At 71.1% G+C, this 15390-nt stretch carries 14 protein-coding genes and 3 pseudogenes; 9 read left to right on the top strand and 8 right to left on the bottom strand.

Annotated elements, in window-relative coordinates:
• Positions 1-55: 55 nt before the first annotated feature.
• The 3 genes from IE273_RS12175 to IE273_RS12165 form a co-directional block, all read right to left on the bottom strand.
• Entirely contained in the window at positions 56-781 is a 726-nt protein-coding gene (locus tag IE273_RS12175; RefSeq protein WP_189815148.1) for a class I SAM-dependent methyltransferase, read from the bottom strand.
• A gap of 349 nt (positions 782-1130) precedes the next feature.
• The gene (gene wrbA, locus IE273_RS12170) at positions 1131-1745 is read right to left on the bottom strand and encodes an NAD(P)H:quinone oxidoreductase (protein ID WP_103815451.1); all 615 of its coding nucleotides are present in this window, start codon (positions 1743-1745) and stop codon (positions 1131-1133) included.
• A 204-nt stretch (positions 1746-1949) separates the two neighbouring features.
• Positions 1950-2924, bottom strand: a complete 975-nt coding sequence (locus IE273_RS12165; RefSeq protein ID WP_189815147.1) for a GlxA family transcriptional regulator — start codon at positions 2922-2924, stop codon at positions 1950-1952.
• 135 nt (positions 2925-3059) lie between these two features.
• On the opposite strand from IE273_RS12165, the gene IE273_RS12160 reads away from it, so the two are divergent.
• Together IE273_RS12160 and IE273_RS12155 are read left to right on the top strand one after the other, a co-directional pair.
• Positions 3060-3698, top strand: coding sequence for an HD domain-containing protein (locus IE273_RS12160; RefSeq protein ID WP_189815146.1), 639 nt, complete (start codon positions 3060-3062; stop codon positions 3696-3698).
• A 258-nt stretch (positions 3699-3956) separates the two neighbouring features.
• Entirely contained in the window at positions 3957-4097 is a 141-nt protein-coding gene (locus tag IE273_RS12155) for a hypothetical protein (protein WP_189815145.1), read from the top strand.
• A 1025-nt stretch (positions 4098-5122) separates the two neighbouring features.
• Here IE273_RS12155 and IE273_RS12150 read toward each other — a convergent pair.
• Positions 5123-6325 (bottom strand): erythromycin esterase family protein, encoded by a 1203-nt coding sequence (locus IE273_RS12150; RefSeq protein ID WP_189815144.1) that lies wholly within the window; start codon positions 6323-6325, stop codon positions 5123-5125.
• Between the two features lie 58 nt (positions 6326-6383).
• On the opposite strand from IE273_RS12150, the gene IE273_RS12145 reads away from it, so the two are divergent.
• The 4 genes and pseudogenes from IE273_RS12145 to IE273_RS12130 all read left to right on the top strand — a co-directional run bounded on the left by IE273_RS12145 (position 6384) and on the right by IE273_RS12130 (position 8722).
• Entirely contained in the window at positions 6384-7145 is a 762-nt protein-coding gene (locus IE273_RS12145) for a TioE family transcriptional regulator (RefSeq protein WP_189815143.1), read from the top strand.
• Positions 7146-7199: 54 nt separating this feature from the next.
• A pseudogene (locus tag IE273_RS12140) lies at positions 7200-7568 on the top strand (VOC family protein); the annotation flags it as partial.
• A 56-nt stretch (positions 7569-7624) separates the two neighbouring features.
• A complete protein-coding gene (locus IE273_RS12135; RefSeq protein ID WP_189815142.1) occupies positions 7625-8023 on the top strand; it encodes a hypothetical protein in 399 nt (132 codons plus the stop codon).
• A gap of 150 nt (positions 8024-8173) precedes the next feature.
• Positions 8174-8722, top strand: coding sequence for a GNAT family N-acetyltransferase (locus tag IE273_RS12130; RefSeq protein WP_189815141.1), 549 nt, complete (start codon positions 8174-8176; stop codon positions 8720-8722).
• A 401-nt stretch (positions 8723-9123) separates the two neighbouring features.
• On the opposite strand, the gene IE273_RS12125 is transcribed toward IE273_RS12130, so the two are convergent.
• The gene (locus IE273_RS12125) at positions 9124-9672 is read right to left on the bottom strand and encodes an ATP-binding protein (RefSeq protein ID WP_189815140.1); all 549 of its coding nucleotides are present in this window, start codon (positions 9670-9672) and stop codon (positions 9124-9126) included.
• A 142-nt stretch (positions 9673-9814) separates the two neighbouring features.
• Between IE273_RS12125 and IE273_RS12120 the strand changes: the two genes are divergently transcribed.
• Entirely contained in the window at positions 9815-10270 is a 456-nt protein-coding gene (locus tag IE273_RS12120) for a VOC family protein (protein ID WP_229887181.1), read from the top strand.
• A 29-nt stretch (positions 10271-10299) separates the two neighbouring features.
• Here IE273_RS12120 and IE273_RS12115 read toward each other — a convergent pair whose 3' ends face one another.
• The 3 genes from IE273_RS12115 to IE273_RS12105 form a co-directional block, all read right to left on the bottom strand.
• Positions 10300-10884: a class F sortase gene (locus IE273_RS12115; protein WP_189815338.1), complete on the bottom strand. Its 585-nt coding sequence runs from the start codon at positions 10882-10884 to the stop codon at positions 10300-10302.
• Between the two features lie 171 nt (positions 10885-11055).
• Complete coding sequence (locus tag IE273_RS12110) at positions 11056-11547, bottom strand: sortase (protein WP_189815139.1); 492 nt, start codon at positions 11545-11547, stop codon at positions 11056-11058.
• A gap of 1039 nt (positions 11548-12586) precedes the next feature.
• Entirely contained in the window at positions 12587-13492 is a 906-nt protein-coding gene (locus IE273_RS12105; RefSeq protein WP_189815138.1) for an NAD-dependent protein deacetylase, read from the bottom strand.
• A gap of 789 nt (positions 13493-14281) precedes the next feature.
• Between IE273_RS12105 and IE273_RS12100 the strand changes: the two are divergent.
• A pseudogene (locus IE273_RS12100) lies at positions 14282-14551 on the top strand (ABC transporter substrate-binding protein); the annotation flags it as partial.
• Positions 14538-15387 (top strand): annotated as a pseudogene (locus IE273_RS12095) (ABC transporter ATP-binding protein). The pseudogenes IE273_RS12100 and IE273_RS12095, both read left to right, overlap by 14 nt.
• Positions 15388-15390 lie beyond the last annotated feature (3 nt).

The following is a 15390-nucleotide window of genomic DNA, read 5'->3' as shown; positions in this document are numbered from 1 at the left end:
CCAACAGGACGTCGTCGTCACTGCTCATGCCAGGAGGATCAGGTCTGCCCGGGGATCAGGGGCGTTGTGCGAGGAAGACGAACTCCCTGCCCGGTCGGTCGGGTGCGTCGCGGACCTCCCGCACCACGTAGCCGTGCGCGACCAGGTCCGACTCGACCTCGTCCCGATCCCGGAAGCGCAGGGTCGAGTCCGACGTCAGTACCTGACCGTCCGCCGCGAAGGCGTAGGTCCCACGGAAGGTCACGAGAGGCCCGCTCACCTCGATCAGCTCGACCCAGCTCTCGACGGAGCCGACACCCGGGATCTCCGTCACGCGGAAGGAGTTCTCGCGGGTCCACTCTTCCCAGGCGCGTCCGGCCGGATCACGGGTCTCGAAGACCAGGTGCCCGCCGGGCCGCAGCGCCGCGTGGGCTCCCCGCAGCGTCATCTGCCATGTACGCGGATCGGCGATCGCCTGGGCGACATTCGCCGTCATCGTCGCGAGGTCGGCCTGGAGCGACGGGAGGGCCGTCACGTCACCGCAGAACCACCGCACGCGGTCACCGCCCGGTTTGGCCCGTGCGACGTCGATGGAAGCCCGCGCGGGATCGACGCCGACGACCTCGATCCCGCGTTCGGCCAGGAGCAGAGCGAACACCCCTGTGCCGCAGCCGATGTCCAGTACCCGGCGCGCCCCGAACTCCTCCGCGATCCCGAGGTAGGCATCGAGATCACCGCGGTCGGGGTCGAGCGGATCGTAGATCGCGGCGAGTCGTGGATGCGCGAAGCATGCGTCGGTCATGCGGCCGAACGTACGCGGAGCCTGCCCCGAAGAGCCACCGAGTTTCACCGGATTCAGCCGGCCTGGGTTTTCGGGGTGTCCTTCGCTGCCACGGGAGAACCGCCGGCCTCACCGCAGACGGCCGGGCTGTGGCCCAACTCGCACCCGTACAGGTCGACTTCAGCGGCAGGCTTCCCGTACGGATCCCCACGCCACCGGGCGGCCGGCCCTCCACCGCGTTCACGCCGTACGGACCCGCGGACGCGTGTTCACTGCGCCACGCCGTAGGGCGTTCCTTCCGCGACATCTCGTGGAAGGAACGCCCGGTCGCGCGCGGCGCTCACACGTGGCAAGCCGCGCGTCAGATGTGTCAGGCGAGGCCGGCCTTCAGGGCGGCGGCGACCTGGACCACACGCTCGGCCTGGTGACGGGCCGCGTTGCGGGTCTGCTCGCCGACCGGGTTGTTGCCCTGGGCGTCGACGTGCGACGTGCCGTACGGGTTGCCGTCGACGAACTTGACGGGGTCGGTGTAGCCGGGGGACACGATGATCCCGCCGAAGTGGTGGATGGAGTTGTACAGGGCGAGCAGCGTGGACTCCTGGCCGCCGTGCGCGGTGGCGGTGGTCACGAAGCCGCTGTAGACCTTGTTGGCCAGCTTGCCCTGCGCCCACAGGCCGCCGAGGGTGTCGATGAACTGCTTGAGCTGCGACGAGATGTTGCCGAAGCGGGTCGGGGTGCCGAAGACGATCGCGTCCGCCCACTCGACGTCGGCGGTCGTGGCCTCGGGTACGCCCGCGCTCTCCGCGGCGTGGGCGGCCCACGCCTGGTTGGAGGCGATGGCGGCCTCCGGAGCCAGCTCGGCGGCCTTCAGCAGGCGCACCTCGGCGCCCGCCTTCTCGGCCGCCTCCGAGATCTCCTTGGCGATCTCGGCCGAGAAGCCGGTGGAGGAGTAGTAGATGACGGCGAGGCGGACAGGGGTGGTCATGGAGTCGTCTCCGATCCTGGGAATACGTGCGGTGCGCCGTGGCGGACGCAGGTCACCCAGGGGTACGGGTGCCGTGCGGACGCGTTGATCGACGCGATAGGTGAATCTTAAACGAGTTCGTTCAATCGTCAACCACCGGCATCCTCGCCACGGACGTACGCACGCAGGCCCGAGCCCGGGGCCTCGACGTGTACGGGTCGGCCGCTACTCGGCCTGTGCGCGGCGAGCGGTGGCGAACCGGCGCTGGTAGGCGGCGGGGGAGATGGACAACTCCCGCGCGAAGACGCGGCGGAGACTCTCGTAACCGGGGAAGCCGGACAGGGAGGCCGCCTGCGTCGCGGTGTACCCCTGGTCGAGCAGTGACTTCGCGATGTCGAACCGGATCGACTCGACGTACCGGGCCGGCGTGGTGCCCAGTTCCTCCCGGAACAGCTCGGTGAGGTGGCGCGTGCTGAGGTGGAGGTGCCCGGCGAGCTCGGTGAGGGAGTGGTTGCCGGTGGGATCCGCGGTGACCAGGTCGACGACCCTGCGCAGGGCGGGCGACCGGGGCGGCGGCCCTTGCAGGGGAGCGGAGAACTGCGACTGGCCGCCCGCCCGTTGCAGGTACATCACCAGGGAGCGGGCCACCTCCCGGCTGACGTCGGGACCGTGATCCTCCTCCACGAGGGCGCGCGCCAGGTCGATGCCGGCGGTGACTCCCGCCGAGGTGTACGTGGTGCCGTCGCGCACGTAGATGGCGTCGGGTTCGACGCGGGTCTTCGGGTGCCGGGCGGCGAGTTCCCCCGCGATCTTCCAGTGGGTGGTCGCCCGCTTGCCGTCCAGAAGGCCCGTCGCGCCCAGGACGAAGGCACCGGAGCACACGGAGGCGACCCGGCCGGAACGGACCGCCAGATCCCTGGCGGCTTCGACCAGATCGCGCGTGACCGGGGTCCTGGGGTAGGCGTCTCCGCCCGGCACCAGGAAGGTGTCCGGGTCCGGCTCCGTGGCGGCGCTGCCGTCGACGGCGATCCGCATGCCGACCGAGGAGGCGACATCGGCGCCCGTCGTCGACATCAGGGCGATCCTGTAGTCGGCACCGAGGAGATTCGCTTCCCCGAAGACCTCGGCGGGGCCGGCGACGTCCAGCAGTTTGACCCCGTCGTAGACGAGGATCGCTACACGATGCGTGTCGGAGCTCACAGAGCCATCCTGAGGTGACTGGATCCGAGTGGTTCATGGCCGGACCGAGGCGGCGCCGGAGGCCGCATGGTCGGCACCGTGGAGAACGGACGCACGCTCCACTCGTAGCACATCGCACCGGAAAGCACGGACACCATGACCGACATCCTCGCAGGCGTGGAAATACCCGAGACCTCGGCTGTCGCGGAGGCCACGGAATTCCTCCGGGAGCGGACGAATCCCTTGATCTTCCACCACTCCCGGCGGGTATTCCTCCTCGGTTCCCTGCACGCGCGGAAGCTGGACCTCCGGCCCGACCCCGAGCTGCTCTACATCTCCGCGATGTTCCATGACACGGGCCTCTTGATCCCGTTCTCCGACACACAACAGCGCTTCGAGGTGGACGGCGCCGACCACGCGCGCAAGTTCCTGCTCGACCGCGGGTTCTCCGAGAGCGCCGCCGAAGTGGTCTGGCTGGCGATAGCCCTGCACCCGACGCCGGAAATCCCCGGCCGCATGGGCCCCGAGATCGCCGCCACCGACTACGGCGTGCTGACCGACGCGATCGGCTGGGGCATGGACAGACTGGAAGGCGACCAGCTGGACGAGATCGTCACCGCTCATCCGCGCGGGGATTTCAAGAAGAAATTCTTGCTGGCATTCCTCGACGGCCTCAAAGACCGCCCCGACACCACATACGGCACCATCAACGCGGACATCCTGGAACACTTCGTCCCCGGATTCCGCCGTGCGTCCATGGTCGAGCGCATCAACGACGCTCCCTGGCCGCGGTGACCCGGCAGCGGCCGGGCCCGAAGCGGTGCGACCGCCGCGTCATCGCCGCACTCCTCGTCGTCCGAGCCGACGTGCCGCCTTCAGCGTGCCGACGGTCACCACCGTCGTACTGATGGCGACCGCGAGCGCACCCTCGCCGGTCTATCCCTTGTACCGGGAGCGCTGGGACTGGCGTCGCCACCGGAACCGCCCCTCGGAGGGCCGGCCGCCGGGCTCGTCGATTTCTCCCTCGTGGGGCGCCCGCACGCGGGGACCACGGTGACGGCGGTCGGAACGAGCGCGGGCCTGGCCGTCGGCGCCGCCGTGGTGGGACTTCTGGTCCAATCGGTCGCCCACCCGGACACCTACGTCTTCTCCGTCCTCACCTGCGTCTTCCTGCTCCTCGCGGTGGCGGTGTGATACCTCTCCGAGACGGTCCCACGGCCGAAGGGCGGGCCGATCCGGCTCCGCCCGAGGGTGCGGATCCCGCCCGGCTCCCGGCCGCCGTACCCGCCCCCGTGGCGGGCTGGTCCCTCACCGGGCTGTTCCTCGCCCTGACCCCCTCCGTGGTCGCCGGTGTCCTCCACGTCACCTGGGCAGCCACAGGCGGGCTCGACATCGCCGCGCTGTTCCTGGCCGGAGGTGTGGGCGGCGTGTGGTCCGCCCGGCACTCGGTGCGGCGGGCCATGCTGCTGGGCGCCGTCCTGCTGACCCTGGGATCGGCAGGACTGGCCGTGGCCATCGCCCTGCCGTCCCCGGTCGTCTACGGGTGCGGGGCCGTCGTGGCGGGGTCGGACGTCGGCCTGACCTGCAACGGCAATCTCCGCGCCATCGGCGAGGTCACCTCCGCGCGGTCACGAGCGGAGGTGTTCTCGGCCGTGTACGTCGTCAGCTATGCGGCGCTGAGTCTTCCCGCCCTCGCGGCCGGCCTCCTGGCACCGGCATGGGGCCTGCGGACCACCAGCCTCCTCTACGTCGCGTTCGTCGGCTCCCTGTCGCTGCTCGCACTGGCCCGCGCGGCCCGGTCAGAGGCCGACGGGCCCACCCGGACGCGGCACCGCATCCCCACGCCATGCCGACGCTCCCACCGCCCGCGCCGGCCGTTCCGGTCGGGCGGGGTCGGCTGTCGCACATCGCCCACCCACGAGCGGCGACGCTTCCCCGCCGAAGAACCGCTGAAGTCCTCCACCTCGCAGCACAGATGGAGTGCTCGAGCGAGCCGTCACCGTTCGGAACCGCGAAGCCGGGTCACGGGACGGACCTTGGAAGACGTATCCAACCCCACGCCGCCGAGAACGACGGCATCGTGCGGGTGCACGCGTCTTCGGACTGACCGGCTGGCCCCAGCAACGGCTTGCTCGCCGAGTACGTCGCCGGGGAGGCCCGCAACCCCGCGCCGCCGTTCGCCAACGGGTGCCGCGACCGTAGGCGCACGTGGCAGGGGGTCAGGTCTGGGGGACGTCCCTGACGAACACGATGCCGTCGGTGCCTGCCAGATGGGCCGGGTCGAGCGGGGAGTAGCCGAACCATGGGGACACGCGGGGCACGGGCCGCGTGTCGCCCAGGGCGGTGACCAGACGGGGGACGTCGATGACGCAGCGGTCCTCCGGGAGCGCGTACAGGAGTCCTTCGAGGGTGCCCGGCGGCGGGGCGCCCACTCCCCGGTGCCGGATCGTGCCGAGGGCCGTGGCCACGAAGGCGTACTCCTCGCCGAGTTCGGCGCTCACCAGCGCACCGGCGCTCCACCACTCCACCGGACCCTCCCACATCTGCATCGTGCTCTTCTCCCGCTGGAAATGGGAGTTGTGGGCGTGGAGGAGTGCCGGACCCCGGGCCGCGACGGCGAGGAGGTTCTGAGCCATCATCACGTCCCGCAGCGCGCACAGCCGCGTCATCCGGGCCGGTGAGGTGTCGGCCATCCAGTAGTGGTAGCGCAGCAGGCCGGTGGCGGTGCGCCCGTACAGACGCGCCCGGTCCCACTCCTCCCGCGAGGTCGCCGTGATCAGGTGCGGGGCCTGCGCGTCGAGCAGCGTCACCAGATCGTCGGCGAGCAGCCGCAGCTGACCGGCCTCGGCGGACTGCCCCACGGACCGGGCCGGGTCCATCATCGCGGCGGGATCGGTCCACCGGTCGTCGGCGCCGAGCAGGCGGTCGAGTGTCTCCCCCGTGCAGGGGAGCAGTTCCGCGTCCACCCAGGCCGCGAGGTAGCCGTGGAGCGCGGTGAGGGCCTGGCGGGGACTCGCGGCGTCGGTGATCTCCAACGGGCCGTCGAAACCGGAGAAGCGGAGCCGCTCGGACGCGGGCCGGCCGTCGTTGTAGGCGCGCATCCAGCGCACGAGCTCGCGGTTGGCCGCGGAGGTGCCCCAGCCGTGGCTGAAACCGCGCTCCATGACCTCGTCGAGCGTGCCCGTGCCCGAGGTGACGTAGTCGTCCACGACCAGGCCCCTCACGCAGTCGCTCTCGATCGCGATCGTCCGGTAGCCCTCCTGCTCGACGAGCTGCCGGAAGAGCTCGTTGCGCAGGTCGAGCAGAGTGTCCTCACCGTGGGTGGGCTCGCCCAGGGCGAGCAGCCGCGGCCGGGCGGGGAGCAGTCCCATGACGGCGACCGCCTCGACGGCATGGACGGTGCCCTTGATGTCAGTAGCCATGCCTTAAACGGTATCTTTGAACCCTCGGTAGAAACTTTTGTGCGATTTCGGCGGTCTGATGGGGCGAAACCTTCAAAGCGGTGGAAGACTCAGGCCGGTTGACCTGGCCCGTGGAAGCGGTCTGTCCACGCAGGCGATCAGGAACTACGAGGAGGCCGGCATCCTTCCGGGCGCCGACCGCACACCCCACGGCCACCGCGTCTACACCCCACTGCACGCCCAGGCCCTGCGCGCGTTTCTCGCCTTGCTACCCGGCCACGGCCACCAGACGGCGACGTCGATCATGCGAGCCGTGAACCAGGACACGGTCGACGAGGCGTTCCGCCTCATCGACGGGAGCCACGCCCAACTCCTCGACGACCGGCGGACCCTGCAAGCCGTGGAGAACGCCCTCCGCGAACTGGCGTCCACCGTGTCGCCCGAGCCTGATACGGGGGCCGAGCCGGCCGCGGTCTCCAGGCCCGGCGGCACGTTCATCGGGCCACTGGCAGTCAAGCTCGGCATCCGGCCCGCGACCCTGCGCAAATGGGAGCGCGCCGGACTCGTACGCCCGTGCCGCGACCCGCGGACCGGATACCGCGTCTACGACGCCGCCGACGTACGGGACGCGAGGCTGACCCACCAGCTCAGGCGGGGCGGCTACCTCCTGGAACAGATCGCCCCGCTGATCGCCCAGGTGCGGGCGGCCGGCGGACTGGAGCCACTGGAGACCGCACTGTCCGACTGGCACGGCCGGCTGTCCGCCCGCGGGCGCGCGATGCTGACCGGGGCCGCCGAGATGGAGGCCTACCTCCGAGAGCGCGCACCCACCATGCCCTGACCCGCGTCCCCACGCGCGAATGTCCTCGCAGAGCGGGCGCATAGGATCGCCGGCATGGCACTGCGACCTGTTCAGGTGAACATCAAGGCCCTCGACGCCTCGGCGGTCGGCCGGTTCTGGGCGGAGGCGCTCGGCTGGAGTGCCTACAGCCCCGGCGTGACGACCTACGTCGGCCCCGCCAGCGGCCCCGTCTGGCCGGACCCGTTCGCCGTCTGCGTCGACGTCGTTCCCGTCCCGAACGCCAAGACAATGACGAAGAACCGTGTACACCTCGATCTCGCCACCACCTCGACGTCCCATCAGGCGGAGCTGATCGCGCGCCTGAAGGCTCTCGGCGCGACGCCCGCCGACGTGGGCCAGGGCGACGTCCCGTGGACGTGCCTGGCCGACCCGGAGGGACACGAGTTCTGCGTCCTCGCCCCGTCCTGACGCGGAGCCTTGACGCCATCTGGACAAGTGGGCCGCGTGGGCTCGTGCCTATGACCACCGCCTCGGTCCGGAATCACCTCGGTTGGACATCGCGCTGGCCGGCCCTCTCCACCACGGACCTTGTTCAGCGCACGGTCACGCCACGCATGGCGAAGCGCAACTCCTCGAACAGATCCTGGATCCCGGTCGTCTCCTGCGGCCCGGCTGACCGCACGTCAGGCCTGTACTGGGACGCGGCCACCGGATTCCTGGGCTGCTGGTCCCGTTACGACGATGACCCCGGTGACGTACTGGACACGCTCGTCACCTACCTGGAAGAGGCTGCCGACATGCTCGAAACCCCCGCCTTGGCCACGCGGGACCAGCCCGGCTTGATCGGCGGGACGCCGATATGGCTCGGCAGCGTCGATCCCGCGCGGGAAGACCAATGGCAGCCCCTGACCGGCTGACCACAGCCGACGACGCCGGGCTGTACCCGTTGCGGTCCCCGGCCACTCAGGAGGACGGCCGCCACAGGTGACAATCAGATGCTGCCAGCAGTGGCCGACGTGACCTTCCCTCTCGGATCACCCTCACGGCCGAGCGATAGGTTGCCCATCATGACTCAACTCGGAGCCGTCGCCTGGCCACCTGACCCGATAAGGACCGAACGGCTCGTGCTCCGCGAGTCCGAGGCCCGGGACCGGGCGGCGTTCATCGAGCTGTTCGCATCGCCAGAGGTGGGCACCTATATCGGTGGGCCGCGACCGCGAGATGAGCTTGAGCGCGCGGTGCCTGAGGTGCCAGGGCGGCGTCCCGGCCTCTTCGTGGTTGATCTCGACGGAGCGATGATCGGCGTGATCACGCTCGATAGGCGCGACGCAACACGTCCGGGTCACGTCCGCCCCGATGCCGGGGAGGCCGAACTCGGCTACATGTTCCTGCCGGAGGCGTGGGGACGCGGGTACGCGGCAGAGGCGTGCGCAGCGGCACTCGACTGGTTCGCCGACGCGTTGCCCGGTGAGCCGGTGGTGCTCTGCACCCAGACCGCCAACGGCCGCGCGAGGCGCCTCGCGGCGAAGCTGGGGTTCACCGAGGTGGAGCGGTTCGAGGAGTACGGCGCCGAGCAGTGGTTCGGTGTGCGGTCCTCGGTCCCACCGTCCGGTTGAGCGGCCGTTTCCTTCAGGGCATCCGCTGATCGAGCGAGGAGAACGACCATGGCCCGCCTCGCCGGCACCCCCGGCGCTGAGTCACCTACTCGCCGGCGCGGGCCACGAGCAGCAGCTGGAAGAAGCCTGTCTCCCGCGGCATCCGCCGCCCCGGGTCGACAAACCCGGCATCGGCCGCGAGGTCGGCCGGCCGCCTCTGACCGAGCGCCCAGTAGGTGGTCCGGCGGACCTCGACGCGCCATTCTCCGCCTGGACAGCGCGGGCGGCGGCGCGGGGGCTGAGGTCGGTTCCGGTGACGCTGTGTCCGCGCAGCGCAAGGCCGATGGCCTGCGTGCCGATGCTCCGGGAACAGTCGAGCACCGCCGCGCGCCCCTGGCCGATCAGGGCTTCCAGATGATCACTTACTTACGAGAACGCTGCCCGACCCAGCCGGTTGCGGCCACCACCTCCCGCGCGATGTCGACGACAGACCGCAGGTCCGTCCTCACCCGCACCGTCCCCGCGGTGGCCCGCTCGTCCAGGAGCCGTCCTTTACGGATACCGCCTGCCAGCTCCTTCTCCAGTTCCGAGCCGAGTTCCCGGCCCACCAGCCGCTCGCGAGCGGTGGCGTCGGAGGCGGTGAGCAGGACCCGCGTCATCCGCACATTCGCCCCCATGGCGCGCTCGAACATGCCCGTCGCCTCAGGCAGCACACTCGCAGTGTTCGTGTAGATCAGACGCCGGTAGTCGAGCCGGGCGAAGTTCTCCCATACGGCCGTCAGATTCCGCTCAGTGATTTCCGAACGGTGCGGGTCCCCCTCCGGCGCCGGATGCACCTGCCCCATGAAGTCGCCCTCGATGACCGCGTGGGGGACCGCCGCAGCGCGCAGCAACGCCGACACCTCCCACCCCACCGTCGTCTTGCCGACCCCTGCCCGTCCGCCGATGAGTAGTGCTTCCGCGTGATCCATGGCGGCAGCGTGCCAGTCGGCGACCGCCTCACGCGATCCCATAGCGTGATGACGCGCGGGCGACGCGGGCATGGCCTACGAACGGTGCCGCTTGCCCGGGGTGCGTGAGCAGGCGACACGTGTGAACGCTTGGGGGAACGGGATGCTGACGGGGATCGTGATCGACGCGCTGGATGTCGCGCGTATGGACCGCTTCTGGTCGGAGGCGACACGGGGCCGGACGGACGGCCTGCACCTGCGGTTCGTACCGACCGCGAAGCCGAAGACGCCGTACAAGAACCGGCTCCACCTCGACTTGGCCGGGGGTCCGGACTGGGAGGCCGAGGTGGCGCGCCTTCTCACGCTCGGTGCGACGCGGGTCGACATCGGCCAGGGGGACGTCTCGTGGGACGTGCTGGCCGATCCGGAGGGCAACGAGTTCTGCGTGCTGCGTCCCGGTCACCCCGGTGTGCGTGCCGACTGCGGCCTCGTCGCGATCTGCCTCGACGTCGCGGAGGAGGATCGTTACGCGCAGTCGGCCTTCTGGCAGTCCCGGGCCGACTTACGAATTCCATGTGACGGGGTGATGGTCCTCCGCCTCCCCGGTCTGTTCTGCTGATCGCTCGCGGGCAGGGTCGGTTCGGCCGGTTACGTCACCGCGGTCAGCGTCGCGTAGACCACGACGTTGCCCAGGTAGCCCGTGCGCTTGGTGTAGCCGCCCCCGCAGGTGATCAACCGGAGCTCGGGTCGGCCGGAACTGCCGTAGACCTTCTTGCTCGGGAACTCCTTCCTGTCGTAGAGCTCGACGGCGCGGACGGTGAACACCGCTGTCCGCCGGTCGGTCCGGCTGATCTCGATGGTGGCTCCCTCGGTCAGGGCGCCGAGGTCGTAGAAGACACCTGGGTCGCCGTCGGGTGTGTCCACATGCCCGGCGGCGATGGCGGTGCCTGCCGAGCCGGGAGGTGTGCCGTCGCCGTACCAGCCGGCGTAGCCGGGTTTGTCAGGCGGGGGAGTCCGCAGTGCTCCTGCGGCATCGAGGCCCACTCGTGTCATCGGGGCGTTCACCCCGATGGCGGCGATGCGGAGCCGGACCGGATCCGCGGGGGGCAGCGGGTGGACGGTGGGGCGGGCGGGGGCTGCGGGAGTTGAGGAGGAATGGGCTGCCGGTGGCTGTGGGGGTTGCTCCCCGTCATGCATCCCGCTGATCAGCAGCACCACACCGGCCGTCATCATGCAGGTCGGAAGGAGCACCGCCGGGATGAACGGACCTCGGGAAGCGGGGGAGTGGTGTCTGGGTGCCATCGCGGTTGGGTCCTTTGGTCCGGTGAGTCTCTTGGTCCGGTCGCAGGCCGACGTGGGCGGGGCCGGCCGACGTGGACGGGGCCGGCCGACGGGGTGGGGCGATCAGGTTCGGTTGTCGTTCGGGCGGCGGTACAACCAGACCGCACCCCCGGCGGCGGCCGTGGCGAGCAGCCCGCCGGCCAGGGCGAGCCCCGTACCTGTGTCTTCGGCCGGTCCGAAGCCGGCGTCGACCGAGCCGCTCGGAGGGCGTCCGGTGACCCGGTACGTCTCCGTGACCTTGGTCAGCGGCGGACATTTCACGGTGACTGTGTCGTCGCCCGGCCGGGTTCCTTCCGGGATCTCGAACTCGCCGGTGAGCACCCCCTCCTCGTCGCCTGCGAAGAGGTGGAACTCTCCTCCTACCTCCGACCAGCCCTTGCCATAGTCCGCGTCAGCGTCGCAGGCCCTCGTGCTGACCGTGACCGTGGAACCCGGTGGGGCATTCCAGGGGTCGATACGGACATCGGAGTCATCAGCGGCGGCAGCGGCCGGGATGTGCAGCCCGAGGGCACCGAGGACCAGGCCGATACCCGCACCCATGTGTCTGTAGCGCATGCGAATCCTCCCACGGAACAGTGTCCGGCCTGCTGCGCGGCACATCTCGTGTGTTCCGCTCACGAGGCAACCGACAGTCCGTCAGTTCCGCAACCCGACGGATCGCCGGACATGTCACCCGGTCGGCCGCACTGGCGTTTCTCCCTGATCGCTCACGCAGGTCACCGACGCGGAGATCACCCATACTCATCACCCACCGCCCCGTCCCCATAACGGTGACAGCCGACCGGGCTGTCCTGCACGGTGTGGTCTGCCCGACGCACCCCCGCCGGGGGCCACCCACCCGTCCCCGCGGGCAGGGCGCCGGTCACGGCACACCCGCCGACGTCACCCTCACGGCGCTCCCCGGTGCACGACGAGCGGGGCGGTCCGGTGGCGGTCCGGCCGTGGGTGGTCCGGGGCCAGGCGGGCATCGGCGACGGCTACCGGCCCGTGAAGCGCTCTCCTGGAATCGGTGCCTGGCTGCTGGTCGGTACGGTGGCGCGTGGACGGGCCACGCCGCGCGCGACCCTGCTGGCCGGGACCAGCGACGGGGACGCGTCGCCGCCGCCGCCCACCCGTATCCGTCGCCGACCTCGGCGATCCGGCCTTCTCGGCGCCGAGCTACGCTCTTGCGCTGCTCGACCGCGTACGGCCCGCCCCGTCGTCATCCCACGCCTCGACGCCGCGATCCCCTCGCACCGCGGCAGCACCGGCACAAGCTGCCTCGCCTGGTGGCCGGCGCCAACCGGATGCCGGACATGGCTTTCCCGGCATGTTCGAACCCGTCCCGGCTGTGCACCGTACGCGGCCGGCCCGCCCCTGGCAGAGGGGCGCCGACGGGGATGAGTGACCCGTCGGCCTGACCGTGTCAGTTCGTCGTGGCGGGCGGCGCCGTGAGGCGCTGGTACAGCTCCGTGCCGCGCCACGGCGCACCTCAGCGGCATGTCGTGGCCCCGCTGAGCGGGTCACCACAGCGTGACGATCCGCCCGATGGCGGTAGCGCCGCCCCCCGTCCCCGCGCGGGCCGCTCGTGCGGGGACCGTTTCCCGGTCGAGGCTCAGGTCCGGAGCGGGTCCGGTACGTCGACGGGGATGCCCAGTCGGTCGGCCACGGTGGTGAGGGCTCTCCCCAGCGGCAGTGCGACCCGGGTGAGGGCGTGCCGGTCGCCTCGGGTCTGGTCGCGGTTGATGACGAGTACCGGCGTCCCGGCCTGGGCCGCCTGGCGGACGAACCGGAGCCCGGACATCACTGTCAGTGAGGAACCGAGGACCAGCAGTGAGGTTGCCTCACGGACCATCTCCCGGCACTGCTCCACCCGCTGTGGGGGAACTGCCTCGCCGAAGAACACGACGTCCGGTTTGAGAATGCCGCCGCATATCACGCAGGGCAGTACGCGGAAGTCCTCGACCTGTTCGTCGGTGAGGTCGGCGTCACCGTCCGGGTTGATCCCCGCCGCCACCGGATCGAAGTCCGGATTGGCCGCTTCCAGGCGTTGGGCGAGTTCGTGGCGCGGGCTGAAGGCGCCGCACCCGAGGCAGACGACCCGGTCCAGGCTACCGTGGAGTTCCACGACGCCCTCGCTGCCGGCGGCCTGATGCAGGCTGTCCACGTTCTGGGTGATCACGCCGGACAGCAGGCCGTGCCGTCCGAACGCGGCCACGGCCCGGTGCCCGGCGTTGGGGCGGGCACGGCCGAAGGTGCGCCATCCGAGGTGGCTGCGCGCCCAGTACCGGCGCCGGGCCTGGGCGTCGGCGGTGAACTCCTGGTAGGTCATCGGGGTGTGCCGGCTCAGGCTCCCGCCCTCGCCCCGGTAGTCGGGGATGCCCGACTCCGTGGAGATGCCCGCCCCACTGAGCACCAGCACACCGCCGGCCCTCAGCGCATCGGCGACCGGCTCCAGATCCGTGGTGCCGGGCGGCAGGTCCTCGGTAGGGGTCCAACTCAGAGTGGGGCGCATACGCATGCCGCAAGAGTACGAAACCGGCTGCCGCCGGGGAGTCCGGTACGGCGTCCCCCAACTCTTGCCGCGCCGAGCCGCGACTACCGGGTTCCGGGTCCGCGTCGCCGCCATGGCCGGCTCCTTCCCGCGCCGGACAGGTCGAGGCCGGTCGCGTGCCGCCGCGGCGGCCGGCGGGTGCGGGCCCCGCCCGCCTCACCGCGGACGGGCGCGGACGTCGGCGTGCCCACAGGTGAGCTCCGGCCCACGAGCGGAGGGCTGAGCCCCGTACACCGTGGCGCAGGGGCTCAGGAGCGCACCGGCTTCCCGCATCCCTCAGGTCCCGGGCGCTCGTCCGGGCGCATCGTCCCGGACCCTCACCAGTTCATTCCGGCATGAGGGCACGATCGGATGCGCGGCAGGCGGACGAGCAGCAGGGCTTCCACCCAGGTGAACGGGCTCCGCGAGCGACTCGGGACGTGCGCGGGGACGGGCGGCTGGGAGAGGGCGGCTGCCGGGCGTGCCTCCGACGGCGCGGCCTACCCCCCGCGCGGACCACCAACCCGGAGAGAGGGGTCACCCAGCGCGCCGATGCGGTCGGCGTCCACCAGTTCGTGGGCGCTGGGCGGGGAAGGACCGTGCGCGTGCCGCTGAACTGTTCAGGGTGGTCGCCGATGCGACGTCCGGCCGGGAACCGATCCGCGGCACACGTCACGGACCGCCCGGGTCGGACGGCGGGCCGTGGGTCGCCGCGACGGCGCCCCATGGTCGTGACGATCAGCAAGAGGCCAGGTCCAGAGAGTGGGACGCTCCGCCGCCGACGGCTCGGTCAAGGCCGTCGCGGCCGAACTCGGCACCACCGCCACGGACGCCCGGGCGCAGCTCGCCCAAGGTGTCTTCCTCACCGCGGAGCAGGTGGCTTCCGCCGACTGGCCGGGCACCGACGGCAACCCCGGCAAGCTGCTGTCGTACGTCACCGACACCGGCCGGTTCCTGGCCGGCCGGCAGCAGATCGACGCCGCGCCGTCCGAGGACGCCGTCCGCAAGGCGTTCTACCTCAAGGGGCTGCCCGATGTCCTCAAGTGAAGCCCCGCGTACGGCAGTCGAGGACAGCGGGACGGACAGCTCGCGTGCCGGATCCGTGCGCCTCGACCACGTCACCCACCAGTACCGCCGGGGCGGAGAGACCGTCACCGCCGTCGGGCCGGTCGACCTGACCGTCCCCGCCGGCGAGTTCCTGGTCCTGGTCGGTGCCTCCGGCTGCGGCAAGAGCACGCTGTTGCGGCTGGTCGCCGGATTCGAGCAGCCCACGCACGGCTCGGTGCGGGTGTCCGGTGCCGAGCCGCGGCCGGGCGAGTCGGCCGGCGTGGTGTTCCAGACGCCTCGGCTGTTCCCGTGGCATACCGTACGCGGCAGCATCGGCCTGGCACTGCGGTACGCCGGGGTGAACCGCAGGCAATGGCCCGAGCGGCGGGCGGAGTTGCCGGCACGGGTGGGTCTCGAAGGCACCGTCGACCGGCGGTACCTGGGAGATCTCCGGCGGCCCGCGGCAGCGGGTCGCCATCGCCCGCGCGCCGGCCGCCGAGAACCCGCTCTTCCTGCTCGACGAGCCGTGCGCGGCGCTGGACGCGCTGACCCGGGAACGGCTCCAGGAGGACGTCCGCCGGGTGACCGCCCAGACCGGGCGGACCACGGTGTTCGTGACGCACTCGGCGGACGAGGCGGTGTTCCTCGGCTCCCGCATCGTGGTGCTGACGAAGGGGCCGGGGACCGTGGCCCTGGACCTGCCGATCCCCCTGCCGCGTGGCGATGCCGATGCCGAAGAGCTCCGGAATCCCGCAGCGGCACGGCTGCCGTCCATGACGTTCACGCATACCAGTGGTGCCGAACTTTCGTTGGACTCATGGTGGCGCGCTTTCTAGCGT

The organism is Streptomyces olivaceoviridis (genome assembly GCF_014650115.1).
GTDB classification, from domain to species: domain Bacteria; phylum Actinomycetota; class Actinomycetes; order Streptomycetales; family Streptomycetaceae; genus Streptomyces; species Streptomyces olivaceoviridis.
The sequence above is the reverse complement of the archived record's forward strand: the minus strand, read 5'-3'. Positions and strand labels throughout refer to the sequence as shown.

Coding starts and splice junctions, on each gene's coding strand:
- IE273_RS12175 (WP_189815148.1), bottom strand. CDS start 781: ATGACCGACGCATGCTTCGCGCATCCACGACTCGCCGCGATCTACGAT.
- wrbA (WP_103815451.1), bottom strand. CDS start 1,745: ATGACCACCCCTGTCCGCCTCGCCGTCATCTACTACTCCTCCACCGGC.
- IE273_RS12160 (WP_189815146.1), top strand. CDS start 3,060: ATGACCGACATCCTCGCAGGCGTGGAAATACCCGAGACCTCGGCTGTC.
- IE273_RS12150 (WP_189815144.1), bottom strand. CDS start 6,325: ATGGCTACTGACATCAAGGGCACCGTCCATGCCGTCGAGGCGGTCGCC.
- IE273_RS12145 (WP_189815143.1), top strand. CDS start 6,384: ATGGGGCGAAACCTTCAAAGCGGTGGAAGACTCAGGCCGGTTGACCTG.
- IE273_RS12135 (WP_189815142.1), top strand. CDS start 7,625: ATGACCACCGCCTCGGTCCGGAATCACCTCGGTTGGACATCGCGCTGG.
- IE273_RS12130 (WP_189815141.1), top strand. CDS start 8,174: ATGACTCAACTCGGAGCCGTCGCCTGGCCACCTGACCCGATAAGGACC.
- IE273_RS12125 (WP_189815140.1), bottom strand. CDS start 9,672: ATGGATCACGCGGAAGCACTACTCATCGGCGGACGGGCAGGGGTCGGC.
- IE273_RS12120 (WP_229887181.1), top strand. CDS start 9,815: ATGCTGACGGGGATCGTGATCGACGCGCTGGATGTCGCGCGTATGGAC.
- IE273_RS12115 (WP_189815338.1), bottom strand. CDS start 10,884: ATGATGACGGCCGGTGTGGTGCTGCTGATCAGCGGGATGCATGACGGG.
- IE273_RS12110 (WP_189815139.1), bottom strand. CDS start 11,547: ATGCGCTACAGACACATGGGTGCGGGTATCGGCCTGGTCCTCGGTGCC.
- IE273_RS12105 (WP_189815138.1), bottom strand. CDS start 13,492: ATGCGTATGCGCCCCACTCTGAGTTGGACCCCTACCGAGGACCTGCCG.